This is a genomic window from Burkholderia sp. Ac-20353, from assembly GCF_017104785.1.
GTDB lineage: Bacteria > Pseudomonadota > Gammaproteobacteria > Burkholderiales > Burkholderiaceae > Burkholderia.
Genome location: NZ_JAAGPL010000043.1, coordinates 37,844 through 54,483 on the forward strand (window position 1 = coordinate 37,844; position 16,640 = coordinate 54,483).

14 protein-coding genes are annotated in these 16,640 nt (G+C 65.0%); 9 read left to right on the forward strand and 5 right to left on the reverse strand.

Annotated elements, in window-relative coordinates:
* Positions 1-168: 168 nt before the first annotated feature.
* A complete protein-coding gene (locus tag G3N94_RS15315) occupies positions 169-1,587 on the reverse strand; it encodes a serine hydrolase (RefSeq protein ID WP_205793336.1) in 1,419 nt (472 codons plus the stop codon).
* A gap of 322 nt (positions 1,588-1,909) precedes the next feature.
* Here G3N94_RS15315 and G3N94_RS15320 point away from each other — a divergent pair, with 322 nt between their 5' ends.
* From G3N94_RS15320 to G3N94_RS15355, 8 genes are all read left to right on the forward strand, one after another.
* Positions 1,910-2,554 carry a hypothetical protein gene (locus G3N94_RS15320; protein ID WP_205793338.1) on the forward strand — a complete coding sequence of 215 codons (645 nt, stop codon included), beginning with the start codon at positions 1,910-1,912 and terminating at the stop codon, positions 2,552-2,554.
* An 83-nt stretch (positions 2,555-2,637) separates the two neighbouring features.
* Positions 2,638-3,195: a helix-turn-helix transcriptional regulator gene (locus tag G3N94_RS15325; RefSeq protein ID WP_205793340.1), complete on the forward strand. Its 558-nt coding sequence runs from the start codon at positions 2,638-2,640 to the stop codon at positions 3,193-3,195.
* 81 nt (positions 3,196-3,276) lie between these two features.
* Positions 3,277-3,852: an HD domain-containing protein gene (locus tag G3N94_RS15330; RefSeq protein WP_205793342.1), complete on the forward strand. Its 576-nt coding sequence runs from the start codon at positions 3,277-3,279 to the stop codon at positions 3,850-3,852.
* Positions 3,853-4,869: 1,017 nt separating this feature from the next.
* Positions 4,870-5,628: a DUF3658 domain-containing protein gene (locus tag G3N94_RS15335; RefSeq protein WP_205793344.1), complete on the forward strand. Its 759-nt coding sequence runs from the start codon at positions 4,870-4,872 to the stop codon at positions 5,626-5,628.
* Positions 5,629-5,667: 39 nt separating this feature from the next.
* A complete protein-coding gene (locus G3N94_RS15340; RefSeq protein WP_205793346.1) occupies positions 5,668-6,210 on the forward strand; it encodes a DsbC family protein in 543 nt (180 codons plus the stop codon).
* Between the two features lie 557 nt (positions 6,211-6,767).
* Positions 6,768-7,949, forward strand: coding sequence for a macrolide transporter subunit MacA (gene macA, locus G3N94_RS15345; RefSeq protein WP_205793348.1), 1,182 nt, complete (start codon positions 6,768-6,770; stop codon positions 7,947-7,949).
* Between the two features lie 2 nt (positions 7,950-7,951).
* Positions 7,952-9,967, forward strand: coding sequence for a MacB family efflux pump subunit (locus G3N94_RS15350; protein WP_205793350.1), 2,016 nt, complete (start codon positions 7,952-7,954; stop codon positions 9,965-9,967).
* Between the two features lie 13 nt (positions 9,968-9,980).
* Entirely contained in the window at positions 9,981-11,354 is a 1,374-nt protein-coding gene (locus G3N94_RS15355; protein WP_205793352.1) for an efflux transporter outer membrane subunit, read from the forward strand.
* A 62-nt stretch (positions 11,355-11,416) separates the two neighbouring features.
* Here G3N94_RS15355 and G3N94_RS15360 read toward each other — a convergent pair whose 3' ends face one another.
* On the reverse strand, positions 11,417-12,964 hold the full coding sequence (locus G3N94_RS15360; RefSeq protein WP_205793360.1) for an MFS transporter: 1,548 nt from the start codon (positions 12,962-12,964) through the stop codon (positions 11,417-11,419).
* A gap of 194 nt (positions 12,965-13,158) precedes the next feature.
* Here G3N94_RS15360 and G3N94_RS15365 point away from each other — a divergent pair, with 194 nt between their 5' ends.
* Positions 13,159-14,064, forward strand: a complete 906-nt coding sequence (locus G3N94_RS15365; RefSeq protein ID WP_205793354.1) for a LysR family transcriptional regulator — start codon at positions 13,159-13,161, stop codon at positions 14,062-14,064.
* Positions 14,065-14,151: 87 nt separating this feature from the next.
* On the opposite strand, the gene G3N94_RS15370 is transcribed toward G3N94_RS15365, so the two are convergent.
* The 3 genes from G3N94_RS15370 to mmsB all read right to left on the reverse strand — a co-directional run.
* On the reverse strand, positions 14,152-15,291 hold the full coding sequence (locus G3N94_RS15370) for an enoyl-CoA hydratase/isomerase family protein (RefSeq protein WP_205793356.1): 1,140 nt from the start codon (positions 15,289-15,291) through the stop codon (positions 14,152-14,154).
* Positions 15,288-16,079, reverse strand: a complete 792-nt coding sequence (locus G3N94_RS15375) for an enoyl-CoA hydratase (RefSeq protein ID WP_205793358.1) — start codon at positions 16,077-16,079, stop codon at positions 15,288-15,290. Before G3N94_RS15375 ends, G3N94_RS15370 begins: the two co-directional genes overlap by 4 nt.
* Positions 16,079-16,640: 3-hydroxyisobutyrate dehydrogenase (gene mmsB, locus G3N94_RS15380; RefSeq protein ID WP_205793359.1), on the reverse strand; the 562-nt coding region annotated here is incomplete at its 5' end. The genes G3N94_RS15375 and mmsB, both read right to left, overlap by 1 nt.

Consider the following 16,640-nt stretch of genomic DNA (forward strand, 5'->3'; position numbering starts at 1 on the left):
GCCGTGGGTCGCCGCCGTGAAAGACCCGGTCCCGCCGGGATCGCACGGGTCAAATATTAAGATATGACGAATAAGGTTGAAAGCCCGCCGAAACCGTTCGCGGGCCTGCAGGCCGTCGGTTCGGTGCTGGAGCCGTGCGGCAGTGCCCCGCGCGAGCGCCGCTGCCGTCTACCGTTGCGCCGCCACGCACGCGGCGACGAGCCGCTCGACATCCGCGATGCCGAAGAACGGCCGGTGCGATCGTCCGACGCGCACGACCACGAGCCGGCTCGACGGCACGACGACGACGAACTGTCCGAGATTGCCGAGTGCGTAGAACGCGTCCGCCGTCACGGACGGCATCAGCGGCATGCCCGTCTTCCCGCCGGCCGCCGGTTGCGTACTCGCGTCGCGCCGGTTGACCCACCATCCGGCGCCATAGTTCGTGCCGGCGCCCGGTGTGGTGGACCAGCGCACCCAGCCTTCCGGCAGCACGCGCTTGCCGTCGACCACGCCATCGTCGAGGTAGAGCTGGCCGAAGCGCGCCCAGTCGCGCGCGGAAGCCAGCATGTAGTGCGCGCCGACCGGCGTGCCCGTTGCGTCCATCTCCAGCGTGACGTTGCGCATCTGCAGCGGCCCGAACAGCGCGTCCGCCGCGAAACGCTGGACTGCGTCGCCCGTGCCGCCGGCCGCATCGCGCACGATGCGTGCGACCAGGTGCGTGCTCGCGCTGCTGTACGCCCACCGGCTGCCGGGCGACGCGACGAGTCGCGCGCGCTCGGCAAAGCCCGCCATGTCCGGCTCGTCGTAGAACATCCGGTTCGACGGATCGAACCCGCTGCCGGTCTCGTCGAGGTCGAGGCCGCTCGTCATGTGCATCAGCTGCGCGAGCGTGATATCGCCGCGCGGATCGCCGGCGTGCTGCCACGCCGCCAGCGGCGCGCGTGCGTCGACCGACAGCCGGCCCTCGCGCACGAGGATGCCGACGAGCGCGTTCGTCACCGACTTGGTCAGCGAATAGCCGAGGACCGGCGTGTCCGGCGCATAGCCCGGCGCATAGCGCTCGGCGACGAGCTTGCCGTCGTGCAGGACGACGACCGCCTTCGTTCCGCTGTACGGCGGCGTTGCGGATTCGGCGAAGGCCGCGTCGAGCGCGGCGCCCACGCGCGGGTCGGCCGTCGCGACCGGCGGGGATTCCGCGTGGCGCTCGGCACGCGGCAATGCCGCGGACGGTGGCGCACTGTCATCCCGCGTCGTTGCGTCCCGCGGCGCGAACGTCAGCATGCAGCCGTACACGCCGCGATAGACCGCGCGGCTGCGGAAGCCGCCGAGAAACGTCGCCTGCACCACTTGTTGCGTGCGGTCCACGTCGTAGCGGACGCCCCAGCGCACCAGCCCGAAGCCGGGCATCGGCGCGACGCCCTCGGCATATGCGCGATCCGGATCGAGGCCGCTCACGAACGTCTCCGAACACAGGTTGTGTGCGACCGTGCCGGTTGCGACGCGCAGCGCGCGGTCCGGACCCGAGCCGGCGCAGCCGGCAACAGCGAGGCACAGCGCAAGGATCGCGAGACGGCGTGGCACGGCGAGCGGGAGCGTCCGGTACATGGCGGGTTCGGGTGAGCGGCAACAAAAGATGTCGAAAGCGGCAGGGATCGGCACGGTCCGGTCGTGGCAGGCAAGCACCGCGCGCCGATTCTAATGGCCGTCGGTGACACTCAGTGACGGATTGCGCGTCATGGGACGACACACGGCTGCACCGCTGCGCAACGCGCGCCCAGCGCTTCGTCCCGGCGCTTTGCGGCGCGCGGCGCGACACGCGGCGCCGTCGCCGAACGCGCATCCCCTTCGACAACCTCCGGCAATTGCGCCAGAATCATCGCCTCCGAGGGTGAAAGCCACCTTAACCGCGCAGACGGAACAAGAACTGATGAAAACGACATTCACACGCCGGCGCCTGCTGACCGCCGGCATGGTTGCGGGCAGCCTCGCGCTGTCCGGTTGCTTCACGCGTGACCTGTACGAAAAGAAGGACAAGAAGTACATTGAGTCCGTGTCCGCATTCATGATCACCGAAGACGGCAAAAAGCTCGTCGTGCTGGGTGATCAGTATCACTACATCTTCGACCTGCCGGAGCAGCTTCGGCCGGTGCTGATGTCCAGCTACCGGAAATCGCTGCGCTCGTCGTTCTACAGTTTCCATGCCGACGGCAGCAGCGTGACGGGCCACTACCGCACCGCGCTGCCGCAAGACGCGTCCGCCGCCGACCGGCAAGCGGCCGTCGCCGACGGTTTCGCGGAGACGAAGAACGGCGTCGTGCTCGACGGCGAGATCAGCGGCAAGCGCTATACCGCCAACGGCTTCGCGCCGATGCAGAACACGGCCGCTCAAGCGTTCAACGAGCGGTACCAGGTCTTCATCACGGAACCGCTGTCCGCGTTCGACAAAGGACTCCGGTTGCTGGCCACGCCTGTCACCGTCGCGGCCGACGGCGTGCTCGTGCTGGGCGGCATCGTGCTCGTGCCGATCGCGGCCATCGTGATCCAGGCGAACGGCGGCCTCCGGATCATGTAATGGCGCCTACGCCATCCCGGCGAAGTCGGTCGCGGCGAACAGCGACGCACGCGCCACACGACGGCCGCAACCGGAGCATCGCCTTGACCGACTCACCGCTTCAATCGTCCCCGCTCGGCCCGCTGCTGAAGCGCTGGCGGCTGCTGCACCGCGTGAAGCAGAGCCACGCCGCCGAACTGTTCGGCGTTGCGCAGTCGACGATTTCCCGCTGGGAAGCCGGCGCCCAGCAGATGTCGGCCGACGAGCGCGAGCTCGCCGAGCGGCTGCTCGCGGCGCGGCTCGATTCGGCGGGAGACCGTGCGCTCGCGCGGCTCGTCGCTGCTCATCCGGGCCGCGTGCACCTCGTGTGCGACCTCACCCACCGGCTGCTCGCATGCTCGCAGTCGCGCGCCGCCGAATTCACGGCGCCGCTGTCGACGTTGCTCGGCACGTCGCTGTGGCGCTACGCGACGCACGAGATCGTGCACGCGGAAGCATCGCTCGACGCGCTCGGCTGGCGCGACAGCGCGGGCCCGCCGAGCGTCGAGTTCGGCAGCGGCGCGAACGCGTCGCACGTCGTGCCGATCCGCCGCAGCACCTGCCGCTGGACGCAGATGGTGCTGTCGGACGGCTCAGCCGCGCGGCTCGTCGAAACGTTGTGACGCGCGCCGCGCATATTTCATGCGTGGACAATACGCGGACAGGCGGCTTACGCTGGGCGGCTCATTGCATGGAACTCGCCGATGAACCTCGATACGATCCACGCGCGGCTCGGTTTCCTGCGCGAAGCGGAACGCCTGAAGGACGTGCTGCGCAGTGGCCATACATCGAACGGGCGCCCGGAAAGCACGGCCGAGCATAGCTGGCGGCTGTGCCTGATGGCGCTCGTGTTCGCCGATGCGCTGCCCGGCGCCGATCCGCTGAAAGCGCTGAAGCTGTGCGTCGTCCACGACCTCGGCGAAGCGCTGCATGGCGACATCCCCGCGATCGAGCAGGCCGCGCATCCGGATAAAAGCGCACACGAACGCGACGACCTGCTGACGCTGACGGCAGGCCTCGACGCCGCGCTGCGCGACGAGATCGTGTCGCTGTGGGACGAATACGAGCAGGCCGCGACACCGGAAGCGCAGGCTGTGAAGGCGCTCGACAAGCTCGAAACGATCCTGCAGCACAGCCAGGGCGACAATCCGCCGGACTTCGACTACGCGTTCAATCTCGGCTACGGTCGGCAATACACGAACGCGAGCCCGCTGTTCAGCGCGATCCGCGCGATCGTCGATGCGGATACGAAAAAGCGGATGGACGCACGTCACGCGTAACCGGCGCCGCAAAATACCTCCCCGCTACGCGAGTTCCGTCTGTCTGACGCACTCGCCGCCACCCAGATAGCTGCTCCGCGGAATTCGCCAGACCAAACTCGACACCGCCCCCTTCACCAAGGGTCAAGATCGCGACAGCAGCTCCCGCACATGCGTATCTGCCACTCGGAGCGCCCGCCAGAAGCGGGCCCTCACGCATTACTTCGAGACGGCGCCTTCTTTCACTCTCCAGACGCGCGAAAGGTTTTGGTCTTGCCGCTGCAAGTTCTGCGGCAATCCTGCGCCAATGCTCGAACCCCGTATTCCCCAACCATTAGAAAGCACGAACGAATACACCAACGCTGATCTCAATTTAATTTCACAACATTTAACAATTTAACAATCTGCGACAATTTATTAATCTCAAAAAAATAATCCCTTGAAAAATCCACACAAAAAAGCCTAACATACAAACCACAGGAATCCTAAATTGAAACATGATTTGATTCCCACAAATTCACCCACGTCGCGCCTGTAATTTGCGACTCTTTTCCCAACCGCCACAAAGGAGATTTTGACGCATATCAAGCAAAAATTCTTCACAAAGAAGATTATCCAATCGACTGCAGTCGCCTTCGGCATGGCTCTTACTATATTCCACCCTGGCATTGCCACCGCAGAAGGGCTTGCAAACAAAATCCTCGAGGGCCCAAACAGCCCCAACCAACGAGCATACACGAGCTGCTCCATTCATTACACTATGTGCATCCAACGATACGGCAGCAGACCCGGCGGCAACGCCAATATTACGCGATGCGGAGACTGCCTAAATCAATGCAATCGTTCGAATGGGTGGTGGCCGATGATAAGCGGCTGCGCCGTATAAAATAGCGAGGCCTTTCGTCGCGAGCGCCCCACTCTAGCAAGTTGAAAAATCCTCTCCGACACAAAAACCACCACTTACTCGCGGCGAATTTTCCATTCTCCTCAAATTACCTAGTGGTATTAAAAATACTCACACATGATCAAGGCACATCGATGAATCCCAAGGTAGATCATTCAAAGATGCTCCACGCAACATTTTCGGACACATCATTCAGTGCCATTTCATCCGCAATTGCGGACGGAAGATTGACAGGATCATGCGCTCTGATCGGTGGAGATTGGCATCTCGGCCCACTCAAGAAACGCAATACCCAAACACTTGCGACATGGTTTACCGAACACCTCGGCTACGCGCCGAAAAACCCGACAATCAGTGATTCCGTCGCCACCATCGATGTGCCCACAAAAATTTTCACATGGATAAACGTGATTTCATCCAACGAATATGCAAATTTTCTACACTGGATAAGCACTTGCGCGCCGCGACAGCTTTTTTTGGTTTTGCTTCCGGATGACTGCATTTTCCCTGAATTCGCGAACCCCGGCGATCTCGCCGAACTTCTCGACAATGCAGTTGAGAAAGATTCAAACGAAATCGCTCTCTACGCCCAAGAGTGGAAGACACTAGTGGGCGAAGATTCCGATTTCAGATTAATAAATCCCACCGGAAAAATCCAATCATTCAAATCATCTCATTTTGACAAATATATCACCAATTCCATGACAGACGAATGGGAACCCTCTCCGACAGTAGTGCTGCGTATCATGGAAAAGCTCAATGTCGAAAATCAAAAATCGCCGGGCGATATCTTTTTTTACCACCGACTCGAGAAACTCACTGTGAATGGCACCATAGAAAAACAAGCTAATACCGGCATCACACAAACCCAAATACGCCTAGCGCATCCATGATGTACCTGCTGCCCCCTCAGGCCACAACACCCAACCATCATGCCGATAAATCTGAAATCACTGGCAGCAACACTCCTGTCGATCGCCTTTGTTGCAATGCATGGCAAGGCATTCGCCTTTCAGGAAGAAGAAAATTTGAAGCAGATTCTGCAAACCAAAGTTCCAGAATTGAAAATTGAGACAGTCTCTCGATCCACAATCGACGGTTTATTTGAAATTGTCGCAAACTCTCGAATTTTTTACAGCAACCCGACGGGCACGCACATCATCATTGGCGACATAATCGACACCACCAACCAAGAAAATTCAACAGAAACACGATTCAACTCAATCAACAGCATTACCATCGGCAACCTTCCGTTTCAATACGCAATAAAAACAAAAAACGGAAATGGAAAACGAATTATCGCCACCTTCTTCGATCCAAATTGCTCATTTTGCAAAAAAATGAGCCCCGAGCCAGACAAGGTTCCAAACGCAACCATATATATTTTCCTGTACCCCATCCTTTCCACCGACTCAGCCACCAAGTCCAAAATGATCTTTTGCGCTGACAATCCATCCCTGGCATGGAAGCAGTAGGTACAAAGAGGAAAAATCACGGCACCTCGGACACCATGTCAACCCACCATCACCAACGAACTCATTTCGCTGGGAAAGAAACTGAACATCAAGGGAACACCGACAACATTCCTGCCTTCTGGCGAAAGAGTCGAAGGATTTATTTCCGGAAAAGACTTAGCCAACATGATCGATCGAAAATAACAGCACTGGCCATCCAACATCCTCGCTCACCCTAAAACCGCAAAGACTGGATTTTTCTGCTGCGCGCGCTCGACGAGAAAAGCCGCGCAACTACCGTCGCCATGTTCTTGCATTCGCCCGCCGATTTCATATATTGCAACAATGGCAGAGATTGACATCCGTTCCGGCAACGCCGTCGGCACGATTCAGCACAGTTTCCACACGATTTCGCGAGATTATCTCGATTACCATGAGCGGCTGATTCGAATCAGCGCTTCCGCGCGATACGTACACGACTTCTGTCGCAATCGAACTGCACCGCATGCCACGCTAACCGGATCGTCCCGATCGGCCGCACACACCGCCGACGCCCGAGACATCCTCGCCGTATTCTCATGAATCAGAATACCCACCGCCGCCAGCGCATCGTGCTGGCCATCTTCACTGTCGTTGCGATCGCCACTGGTGTCACGTTAACGATATTCGCGCCAGACAAGCGTCCGCAGTACCTGACCGCGCCGGTCACGCGTGGTGATCTCGAGGACGCAGTGCTCGCAACCGGGACGCTGCAGGCGTTCAAGCAGGTCGACGTCGGCGCGCAGGTATCCGGGCAATTGAAGACGCTGAAGGTAAAACTTGGAGACAAGGTCGCGAAGGGCCAGTGGCTCGCCGAGATCGACCCCGTCATCTCCGAAAACACGCTGCGCCAGGCGCGCGCCAGCGAGGAAAGCCTGCGCGCGCAGCAGCAAGCGACTGCCGCACTGATGACGCAGGCGAATCTCGCGTTCCGCCGCCAGCAGGCGATGCTGCCCGACGACGCCACGCCGCGCGAAGCTGTCGAGACCGCGCGCGCGACACTCGAGGTGCAGCGCTCGAACCTTGCGTCGCTCGCAGCGCAGATCCGTTCGGCCCGCATCCAGATCGACACCGCGCAGGCGAACCTCAGCTATACGCGCATCGTCGCGCCGATGAACGGCGAGGTCGTCGCGATCGTCACACAGGAAGGCCAGACCGTGATCGCCCAACAGCAGGCACCAGTGATCCGGAAGCTCGCCGATCTCGACACGATGACAGTGAAAGCACAGATATCCGAGGCCGACGTGATTCGCCTGCGTTCCGGCCAGACCGCATATTTCACAATCCTCGGTGAACCCGACACGCGCCACTACGGCGCGCTGCGCGCGATCGAGCCGGCGCCGCAGAACTTTGCGGATTCGCAGACGGGCCTCGGCGGCGGAGCGAAGCCGAACACAGCCGTCTTCTACAACGCACTCTTCGAAGTGCCGAATCCCGACCATCGGCTGCGAATCTCGATGACCGCGCAGGTCGGCATTGTCCTCAGCAATGCGAGCAACGCGCTCAGCATCCCCGCCGCCGCGCTCGGCGAGAAACGCAAGGACGGCACCTACGCTGTCCGCGTGCTGTGCGCCGACGGCAGCACGGAAACACGGGCCGTTCGCATCGGCATCAACAACAACGTACGCGTCGAAGTGCTGGCGGGCCTGGAGGACGGCGAGCGCGTCGTGATCGGCGACGCCACAGCAGACGCGCACCCGCCCCTGGCAGAAGCGGTATGACGATGAGCAAGCCCCTGCTGCAACTCGCCGACGTCACCCGGTACTTTCCCGCCGGTGACAAGGACGTCGTCGTCCTGAAGAACGTCAACCTGTTGATCGACGCGGGCGAGATCGTCGCGATCGTCGGCGCGTCCGGTTCCGGCAAGTCGACGCTGATGAACATCCTCGGCTGTCTCGACCATCCGAGCTCGGGCAGCTACACCGTCGGCGGGCGCGAGACGCACACGCTCGGCAGAGACGAGCTCGCGCAACTGCGCCGCGAGCATTTCGGCTTCGTGTTCCAGCGCTATCACCTGCTGCCGCACGTCGACGCGGTCGCGAACCTAGAAATGCCCGCGATCTACGCGGGCACCGCACGAGCGGAGCGGCACGCGCGGGCACGCGAACTGCTCGCGCGCCTCGGGCTCGCGGAACGCGAGAATCACAGGCCGGGGCAACTGTCGGGCGGCCAGCAGCAGCGCGTGAGCATCGCGCGCGCGCTGATGAACGGCGGCCAGGTGATCCTCGCCGACGAGCCGACCGGCGCGCTCGACACGAGAAGCGGCCAGGACGTGATCCGCATCCTGCACGAGCTGAACTCGCTCGGCCACACGATTGTCATCGTCACGCACGACAAGGACGTCGCGCGCCATGCGCGGCGCATCATCGAAATCAGCGACGGCGAGATCGTCGCCGACCGGCCGAACCACCAATATTCGGATGCACTCGCGGAAGCGGGCATCGGCACCGACGACGAAGCGTCCGGCACGTCACCAGCGCACAGCATCGACGATGTGTCGCCCGTCACGAACGAAACGCGTGCCCGGCACGTCGCAGCTGGCACCGGCCGTTTCGCCGAGGCCTGCCGGATGGCGTGGATTGCACTCATGTCGCATCGGCTGCGCACGCTGCTGACGATGCTCGGCATCATCATCGGGATCACGTCCGTCGTGTCGATCGTCGCGATCGGCGAAGGCGCGAAGCGCTATATGCTCGACGAGATCGGCAGCATCGGCACGAACACGATCAACCTTTACCCCGGCACCGACTGGGGCGACAGCCGGGCCAACACGATCCAGACACTCGTGCCCGCCGACGTCGCCGCTCTCGCCGAGCAGCCTTACGTCGACAGCGCGACGCCCGAGACGTCGCGCACGCTGCTGCTGCGCCATCGCAACGTCGATGTCAACGGGCTCGTGAGCGGTGTCGGCGACCGCTACTTCCAGGCGCGCGGGATGAGCTTCACGCTCGGCGTCGCGTTCGACGAGGACGCAGTGCGCCGCCAGGCGCAGGTGGTCGTAATCGACCAAAACACGCGCCGCAAGCTGTTCGGCGCGAAGACAAACCCACTCGGCGACGTGATCCTCGTCGACAACGTGCCGTCCGTCGTCATCGGCGTGACGACCGACAAGAAGAACGCGTTCGGCGACGTGAAGAACCTGAACGTGTGGGTGCCGTACACGACGGCGAGCGGCCGGCTGTTCGGCCAGCACCATCTCGACAGCATCACCGTGCGCGTGCGTGACGGCCAGCCGAGCGCCGCCGCCGAGAAGAGCATGCAAAAACTGATGATCCAGCGGCACGGCCGCAAGGATTTTTTCACATACAACATGGACAGCGTAGTCAAGACCGTCGAGAAAACTGGCCAGTCGCTCACGCTGCTGCTGTCACTGATAGCCGTGATCTCGCTCGTCGTCGGCGGGATCGGCGTGATGAACATCATGCTTGTGTCGGTCACCGAGCGCACCCGTGAAATCGGCATCCGGATGGCGGTCGGCGCGCGCCAGTCCGACATCCTGCAGCAGTTCCTCGTCGAGGCCGTGCTCGTCTGCCTGCTAGGCGGCACGATCGGCATCGCGTTGTCGTTCGGGCTCGGCGCGGTTTTCTCGATGTTCGTCGGGCAATGGAAGATGGTGTTCTCCGCCAGCGCGATCGTGACCGCGTTCGTCTGCTCGACGCTAACCGGCGTCGTCTTCGGTTTCATGCCGGCGCGTAATGCTTCGCGGCTCGATCCGATCGATGCGCTCGCGCGCGACTGACCGGGGGACGATCATGACGCACGCCTCTCCCCTTCGTCGCCTGGGCGCAATCGCATGCGCCGTCGCGATGCTGGCCAGTTGCACGGCCACGCGCCATGCGCCGCTGCCCGCCGTCGCGATGCCCACAAACTGGGAAGCCCCAGTGTCGGCCAACGCGCCAGTCGCGACGCGCGCCTGGTGGCGCAGCTTCGGCGATCCGCAGCTTGACCGGCTGATCGACGACGCACTGCGCACCAACAATGACCTCGCGATCGCGGCGATCCGCGTGTATCGTTCGCAACTGCAGGCCGGGCTCGCCAACGCGAACCTGACGCCGACCGTTTCGCTCGGCGCCACCGGCAGTGTGTCGCGCATGCTCGACACGCATCAGATGAGCCGTTCGAGCGGCGTCACCGGTTCGCTGAGCTACGAAATCGACCTGTGGGGCCGGCTCGCCGCGCTGCGCAACGCGGCACGCTGGGAAGCCGACGCGACCACCGCCGATCTCGAGGCGGCGCGGCTGTCGCTGATCGGCACGACGGCGGCGCTGTACTGGCAGATTGGCTACCTGAATCGACAGATCGCACTCGGCGAAGCGAACATAGCCTATACGGCGCGCACGCTCACGGTCGTCCGCTCGCGCCACGCGGCTGGCGCCGTGTCGGGGCTCGACGTCACGCAAGCCGAGCAGAGCCTGTCCGCGCAACGCGCAGCGCAGACGCAACTGATCCAGCAGCGCACCGAGAACCGCCATGCGCTCGCGATCCTGTTCGATCGGCCGCCGCAGCAGCTTGTGGCCGAGCCGCCGGCGCTGCCCGACGGGCCGCCGCCGGAAGTCGCAGCCGGCCTGCCCGCAAGCCTTCTTGGTCGGCGCCCCGACCTGCGCGCGGCGGAATTCCGGCTGCGCGAGTCGCTGGCGCAGGTCGACGCGACGCGCACTAGCTTCTATCCGACCTTCACGCTGACCGGCAACGCCGGCACGTCGAGCGCGAGTCTCGAGCGCGTGCTCGCGAATCCGGTCGGCACGCTCGGGCTCGGGCTCGCGCTGCCGTTCATCCAGTGGAACACGATGCAACTACAGATCAAGGTATCGAAGACGCAGTATGAGGAAGCGATCGTCGGTTTCCGCCAGCGACTCCATGTGGCACTGGCAGAGGTCGAGAACGCGCTTGCCGCGCGCGTGCAACTCGAACGCGAGGCCGAACAGCGCACGCTGTCGCTCGCCCAAGCGCAGCGCGCGGAGTCGCTGGCCGCCGCGCGGTTCGCCGCCGGCGCGACGGACGTGCAGCCGTGGCTCGACCTGCAACAGCGGCTGCGCGATGCGCAAAGTGCCGAGTCGCAGAACCGGCTGAACCGGCTCAACAACCAGATGACGCTGTATCAGGCGCTCGGCGGCGGCACGGAGTAATCGGTTGCGGTGCGACGACTGCGCCGACGCAAGGCCACGCCACCTCCGCTCGCCATCGTCCGTCACTCCGCGACCGCGGTCCGCTGCCGCGCCGGCGCAAACGCCAGCACACTCGCCGTCGCCAGCACCGCCACGCCCGCCGCGCCGTACACCATCACCCAACCGAACCCGTGCATGAGCGCCGCATGCAATGCCGCGCCGGTCGGGTCCGCGCGCGCGAGCGCCGGCGCCAGCGCACGCAGCCCGTCGACGCGCCCCGCCGCGATTTGCTGCGCGAGCGCGCGCAATCCTGCATCGCCAACCACGCCCGCGACACCCGCCTTCAGGCTCGCGACGATTCCCGCGACCAGCACGAAGCCCATCATCGCGATGTTCAGCGCAAGCGAAATCATCCGCGCGCTCATGTCGATGCCCGACGCCATCCCGGCGCGCGTGCTCGGCACCGCGCCCGTCGTCGTGTTGGTGACCGGCGTGTTCGTGAGCCCGAGCCCGATGCCCGCGACCACACAGCCGGGCAGCATCGTCAGCCAGTCGGCATGCTCGGCAGCGCTGCCGACCCGCATCAGCGCGAAGCCCGCCGCGATCGTGAACAGCCCGCCCGGAATCACGACGCCCGGCCCGTGGCGCATCGCGAGACGCTCGCCGAACGGCGGCGCGATCAGCGTCGGCAGCGTATACGCGAGCAACGCGAGGCCGGCCGTCACGCTGTCGTAGCCGAGCGCGACCTGGAAGAAGATCGGCAGGTAGATCATGAACGGCCAGAAACTGAAGTTCATTCCCATCGAGCCGAAGATCGCGCCCGTGAACGCACGGATCCGGAACACCGAAAAATCGAACATCGGGTGCGCGCTGCGGCGCTCGGCAACGACGAATGCGGCAAGCGCGAGCACCGTTGCGCCGAGCACGCCGAGCCCGGCGGCGCTCGTCAGGCCGAGCTCGGCGCCCTGCGTGATGTAGAACGCGAGACCGAGCACCGCGAGCGACAGCGTGACGATGCCCGCGACGTCGAGCGAGCCCGCGTGCGGATCGCGCGACTCCCGCACCGCGCCACCGATCAGCGCGAGCGCGACGGCCGCGAGCGGCACATGAACGAGGAACACCCACGGCCAGCTCGCGACTGCGACGATCGCGCCGCCGACGATCGGCCCGAAACCGAGCCCGATCCCGAACACGATCCCCCAGATGCCGAACGCGCGGCCGCGCTCGCGCCCTTCGCGAAACTGGTGCGACAGCACCGCGATCTGGCAGATCAGCATCGCGCCGCCGCTCGCGCCCTGCAGCAGCCGGCCCGCGACGAGCACCGGCACGTCCGGCGCAAACCCGCACAACAGCGACGTCGCGCCGAACAGCGCGGTGCCCGCGACGTACACGCGCTTGCGGCCGAAGCGGTCCGCGAGCGTGCCGGCCGCCATCAGCACGGTCGTACAGGCGATCGTGTACGCGTTCATGATCCACTGCATCCCGTTGAAGTCGCCATGCAGCACGACCTCGAGCGTCGGCAGGATCACCGGCACGCTCGATATCTCGAGCCCGAACATCAGTGACGTGAGGCAGACGGCCGCGAGCGCGACCGCATTGCGGCGGGTGTCGGATTGCTTATCGGATTGCATCATGCGATGTCGCGTCGTCGCCCGGCAGCCGGACGGCGACGCCTCCAGGTTCGTGGCAGGCGTTCGCTACGCGTGGCCTGCGGCGCCGCACGCGATGAACGGGAGTCGGTACTATAGTGAGAATCTTTCTCCCCATTGAGTCATCCATTTCTCATGACTCGGGACTCCCAGGAACCAATCGGCGACATCGCACCATGACCGACAAACTCGACGGCGTGACGACCTTCGTGCAGGTGGTCGAATCTGGCAGCTTCGCGCTTGCGGCGGAACGGCTCGACATGACGCGCTCGGCGGTCGGCAAGGCGATCGCGCGGCTGGAGAAGCGGCTCGGTGCGCGGCTGCTGCAGCGGACGACGCGCAGCCAGAGCCTGACCGACGACGGGCACGCGTACTACGACCGCTGCGTGCGCGCGCTCGCGGAGCTGGAGGCCGCGGAAGCCGACCTCGACTGCGGCCGCCACGAGCCGCGCGGGCGGCTGCGCGTGAGCGTGCCGCTCGCGTTCGGCCACCACTGCGTGACGCCGGTGCTGCTCGATCTCGCGCACGCGTATCCGCACCTGCGGATCGACGTGGCGATCTCGGACCGCTTCGTCGATCTCGTCGACGAAGGCTTCGACCTCGCGGTGCGGATCGGCAAGCTGCCCGACAGCACGAGCCTCGCTGCGCGCCGGCTCGGCACGCAGCACGGCAGCCTCGGCGCGGCGCCGTCGTACCTGGCCCGCTTCGGCACGCCGGCGACGCTGGATGCGCTGAAGGATCACCGGACGATCGCGTACTCGCGCGCGGGCGTGCCGCACCCGTGGGACCTGCGCGCGCCGGACGGCACGCCGACGCGTATCGACTTGCAGCATCAGCTCAGCTTCGACGACGTGCAGGCGATCGCCGCGGCGGCGGTGTCGGGATTCGGGATTGCGTGGCTGCCGAGCTGGCTGCTCGCGCACCATGTGCGCCGCGGCGAGCTGGCGGTCGTGATGGACCGGTGTTTCGTCGAGACAGGCGACATCCACGCGGTCTGGCCGCAGACGCGCTACCTGCCGCGCAAGACGCGCTGCACGATCGACGCGCTCGTGCAGGCGATTCCGCCAATGATCGGCGAGTGACGGCCGATCAGGTGTTCGTCACCACGCCGCGCACCCGCACGGCGTGTGTCCGTTTCTCGCCGCGCATCCACGCGGCGTGCATCCGTTTCAAGCCTCGCCCAGCCCGACGAGCGGATGTGCGAACAGCTTCCACGGCGACGTGAGGAAATGCCGCACGCGCTCCGCGCGCAGCTCGACAAGCGACGCAGGGGCCCAGCGCGGCTTGCGGTCCTTGTCGACGAGGTGCGCACGCACGCCTTCACAGAAATCGCCGTCCTCGATCGCGCGCGCGACGATCCCGAGTTCCATCCGGAACGATTCGGCGAGCGTCATCTGGCGTCCGCGCAGCAGCGCCTCGCGCGTCACCGCGAGCATCGTCGGCGAATGGCCGCGCAGCGCGTCGAGCGTCGCCTGCAGCCACTGCCGGTGCTCGCGCGACAGCTCGTCGCGCGCGAGATCCTGCGCGAGCGTCGCGACGATCCGCTCGACCGTCGAACGCTTGTCGAAATGGCGGACGATCCACGGCATCTGCGTATCGAGCACCGCGTGCGGCACGACGTTGCACGGCGGCTCGAACACCTTGCGCAGCGTGCCCGGCACGTCATCGCCCCACTTCACGCTCTCGATGCGCGTCTCGAACGTGTCGAGCCATGACGACGGCACGCACAGGTCCGCGAGCTTCGCCGTGAGCGCATCGGCGCCGGACAGCATCGCGCCCGTCAGGCCAACGTACAGCTCCAGCTCGACGGGCATGCGTGCGAGGAAATGCGTCGCGCCGACGTCCGGCAACAGGCCGATGCGCGTCTCCGGCATCGCGATCTTGCTGCGCTCGGTTGCGACGCGCAGCGTCGCGCCCTGCGCGAGCCCCATGCCGCCGCCCATCGTCACGCCGTCCATCAGCGCGACGACCGGTTTCGGGAACGTGTGAATCGCGTAGTCGAGCCGGTATTCGTCGACGAAGAACGGCAGCCATGTATCGCGCTGCGACGCCATCCGGTACAGCGCGCGCACGTCGCCGCCCGCGCAGAAGCCCTTCTCGCCCGCGCCGCGCAGCACGACCGCGACGATCTGGTCGTCAGTGCGGCAGCGCTCCAGCAGCGCCGCCAGCTCGCACACCATCCCGTGCGACAGCGCATTGAGCGCGGCCGGCCGGTTCAGCGTGATCAGCGCGACGCGGTTCAGCACACGGAACAGCACGTCCGGTGCGGCTTGCCCGAATGCGTCGTGAGTCGTGACCGGCGTGCTCATCGTTCCTGCTCTCCTTCGTTACCCCATTGCGGCGCGCGCTTGCCGAGAAATGCGGCAACGCCTTCGCGCGGATCATTCGTATCGAACAGGTCGACGAAGCGCTCGCGCTCGACGGCAAGCGCCGCGCTGCGCGGCACGCCGTGCCGCGCGAGGCCGATCAGCTCCTTGCTGTACGCGACCGCGTGCGGGCTCTGCCGTGCGACGTTGCGCGCGAGCGCGAGCGCCGCGTCGCGCGCCGCGCCGGTTTCGACGACGTCCTCGACGAGGCCGATCCTGAGTGCGGTCGCCGCGTCGACGCGCGTGCCGGCGAGGATGATCTTCTTGGCCCAGCCTTCGCCGACGAGCCACGGCAGCGTCTGCGTGCCGAGCCCGCACGGCAGCAGCCCGACCGACGGCTCGGGCAGCGCCATCTGTGCGTGCGTCTCCGCGATCCGCAGGTCGCATGCGAGCGCGCATTCGAGCCCGCCGCCCATGGCGTAGCCGTTGATCGCCGCGATCGTCACGAAGCGCGCATCGGAAAGCGCCTCGAACGCCGCGCCGAAACGCGATGCCATGTCGCGCGCGACCGCGCGGTCGCCTTCGGCGAACGTTTTCAGGTCCGCGCCCGCGCTGAAGAACTTCGGGCCGTCGCCGGTGATGACGAGCGCACGGACGCGCGGGTCCGCATCCAGTTCGGCGACGGTCTGCTGCAACTGCAGCAGACCGTCGGGCGAGAATGCGTTCGCGGGCGGGCGCTTGAGCGTCACGCACGCAATCGCGCCGTCGTCGACGTAGTCCAGTTCGATCATCACGCGTCCTTCTTCGTTGCCGGTTGGTAGAGGCGAATCACCGCCGAGAAATCGAGCTGCCCGTCGCCGCGGCTGCTCATCGTCTGATACAGCTGCTGCGCGAGCGCACCGAGATAGACGGGCTGGCGCGCCTGCTTCGCCGCGTCGTTCGCGAGGCCGAGATCCTTCAGCATCAGGTCGGTGCCGAAGCCGCCCGTGTAGCCGCGCGACGACGGCGCGGTCTCGATCACGCCCGGATACGGGTTGTAGGTATCCGAACTCCAGCAGCGGCCCGTCGACGTGTTGACGATGCCCGCGAGCACCTTCGGGTCGATGCCGAGCGCGACACCGAGCGACATCGCTTCCGACACGGCCGCCATCGAGATGCCGAGCACGAGGTTGTTGCAGACCTTCGCGACCTGCCCCATCCCGGTCGCGCCGCAATGCACGATGTTCCTGCCCATTCCCGCCAGCACCGGCTTCACGCGCTCGAAGTCCGCGTCGCTGCCGCCGACCATGAAGGTCAGCGTGCCGGCCGCCGCGCCGCCCGTGCCGCCCGACACCGGCGCATCGACGAACGCG

Coding starts and splice junctions, on each gene's coding strand:
- G3N94_RS15315 (WP_205793336.1), bottom strand. CDS start 1,587: ATGTACCGGACGCTCCCGCTCGCCGTGCCACGCCGTCTCGCGATCCTT.
- G3N94_RS15320 (WP_205793338.1), top strand. CDS start 1,910: ATGAAAACGACATTCACACGCCGGCGCCTGCTGACCGCCGGCATGGTT.
- G3N94_RS15330 (WP_205793342.1), top strand. CDS start 3,277: ATGAACCTCGATACGATCCACGCGCGGCTCGGTTTCCTGCGCGAAGCG.
- G3N94_RS15335 (WP_205793344.1), top strand. CDS start 4,870: ATGAATCCCAAGGTAGATCATTCAAAGATGCTCCACGCAACATTTTCG.
- G3N94_RS15340 (WP_205793346.1), top strand. CDS start 5,668: ATGCCGATAAATCTGAAATCACTGGCAGCAACACTCCTGTCGATCGCC.
- macA (WP_205793348.1), top strand. CDS start 6,768: ATGAATCAGAATACCCACCGCCGCCAGCGCATCGTGCTGGCCATCTTC.
- G3N94_RS15350 (WP_205793350.1), top strand. CDS start 7,952: ATGAGCAAGCCCCTGCTGCAACTCGCCGACGTCACCCGGTACTTTCCC.
- G3N94_RS15355 (WP_205793352.1), top strand. CDS start 9,981: ATGACGCACGCCTCTCCCCTTCGTCGCCTGGGCGCAATCGCATGCGCC.
- G3N94_RS15360 (WP_205793360.1), bottom strand. CDS start 12,964: ATGCAATCCGATAAGCAATCCGACACCCGCCGCAATGCGGTCGCGCTC.
- G3N94_RS15365 (WP_205793354.1), top strand. CDS start 13,159: ATGACCGACAAACTCGACGGCGTGACGACCTTCGTGCAGGTGGTCGAA.
- G3N94_RS15370 (WP_205793356.1), bottom strand. CDS start 15,291: ATGAGCACGCCGGTCACGACTCACGACGCATTCGGGCAAGCCGCACCG.
- G3N94_RS15375 (WP_205793358.1), bottom strand. CDS start 16,079: ATGATCGAACTGGACTACGTCGACGACGGCGCGATTGCGTGCGTGACG.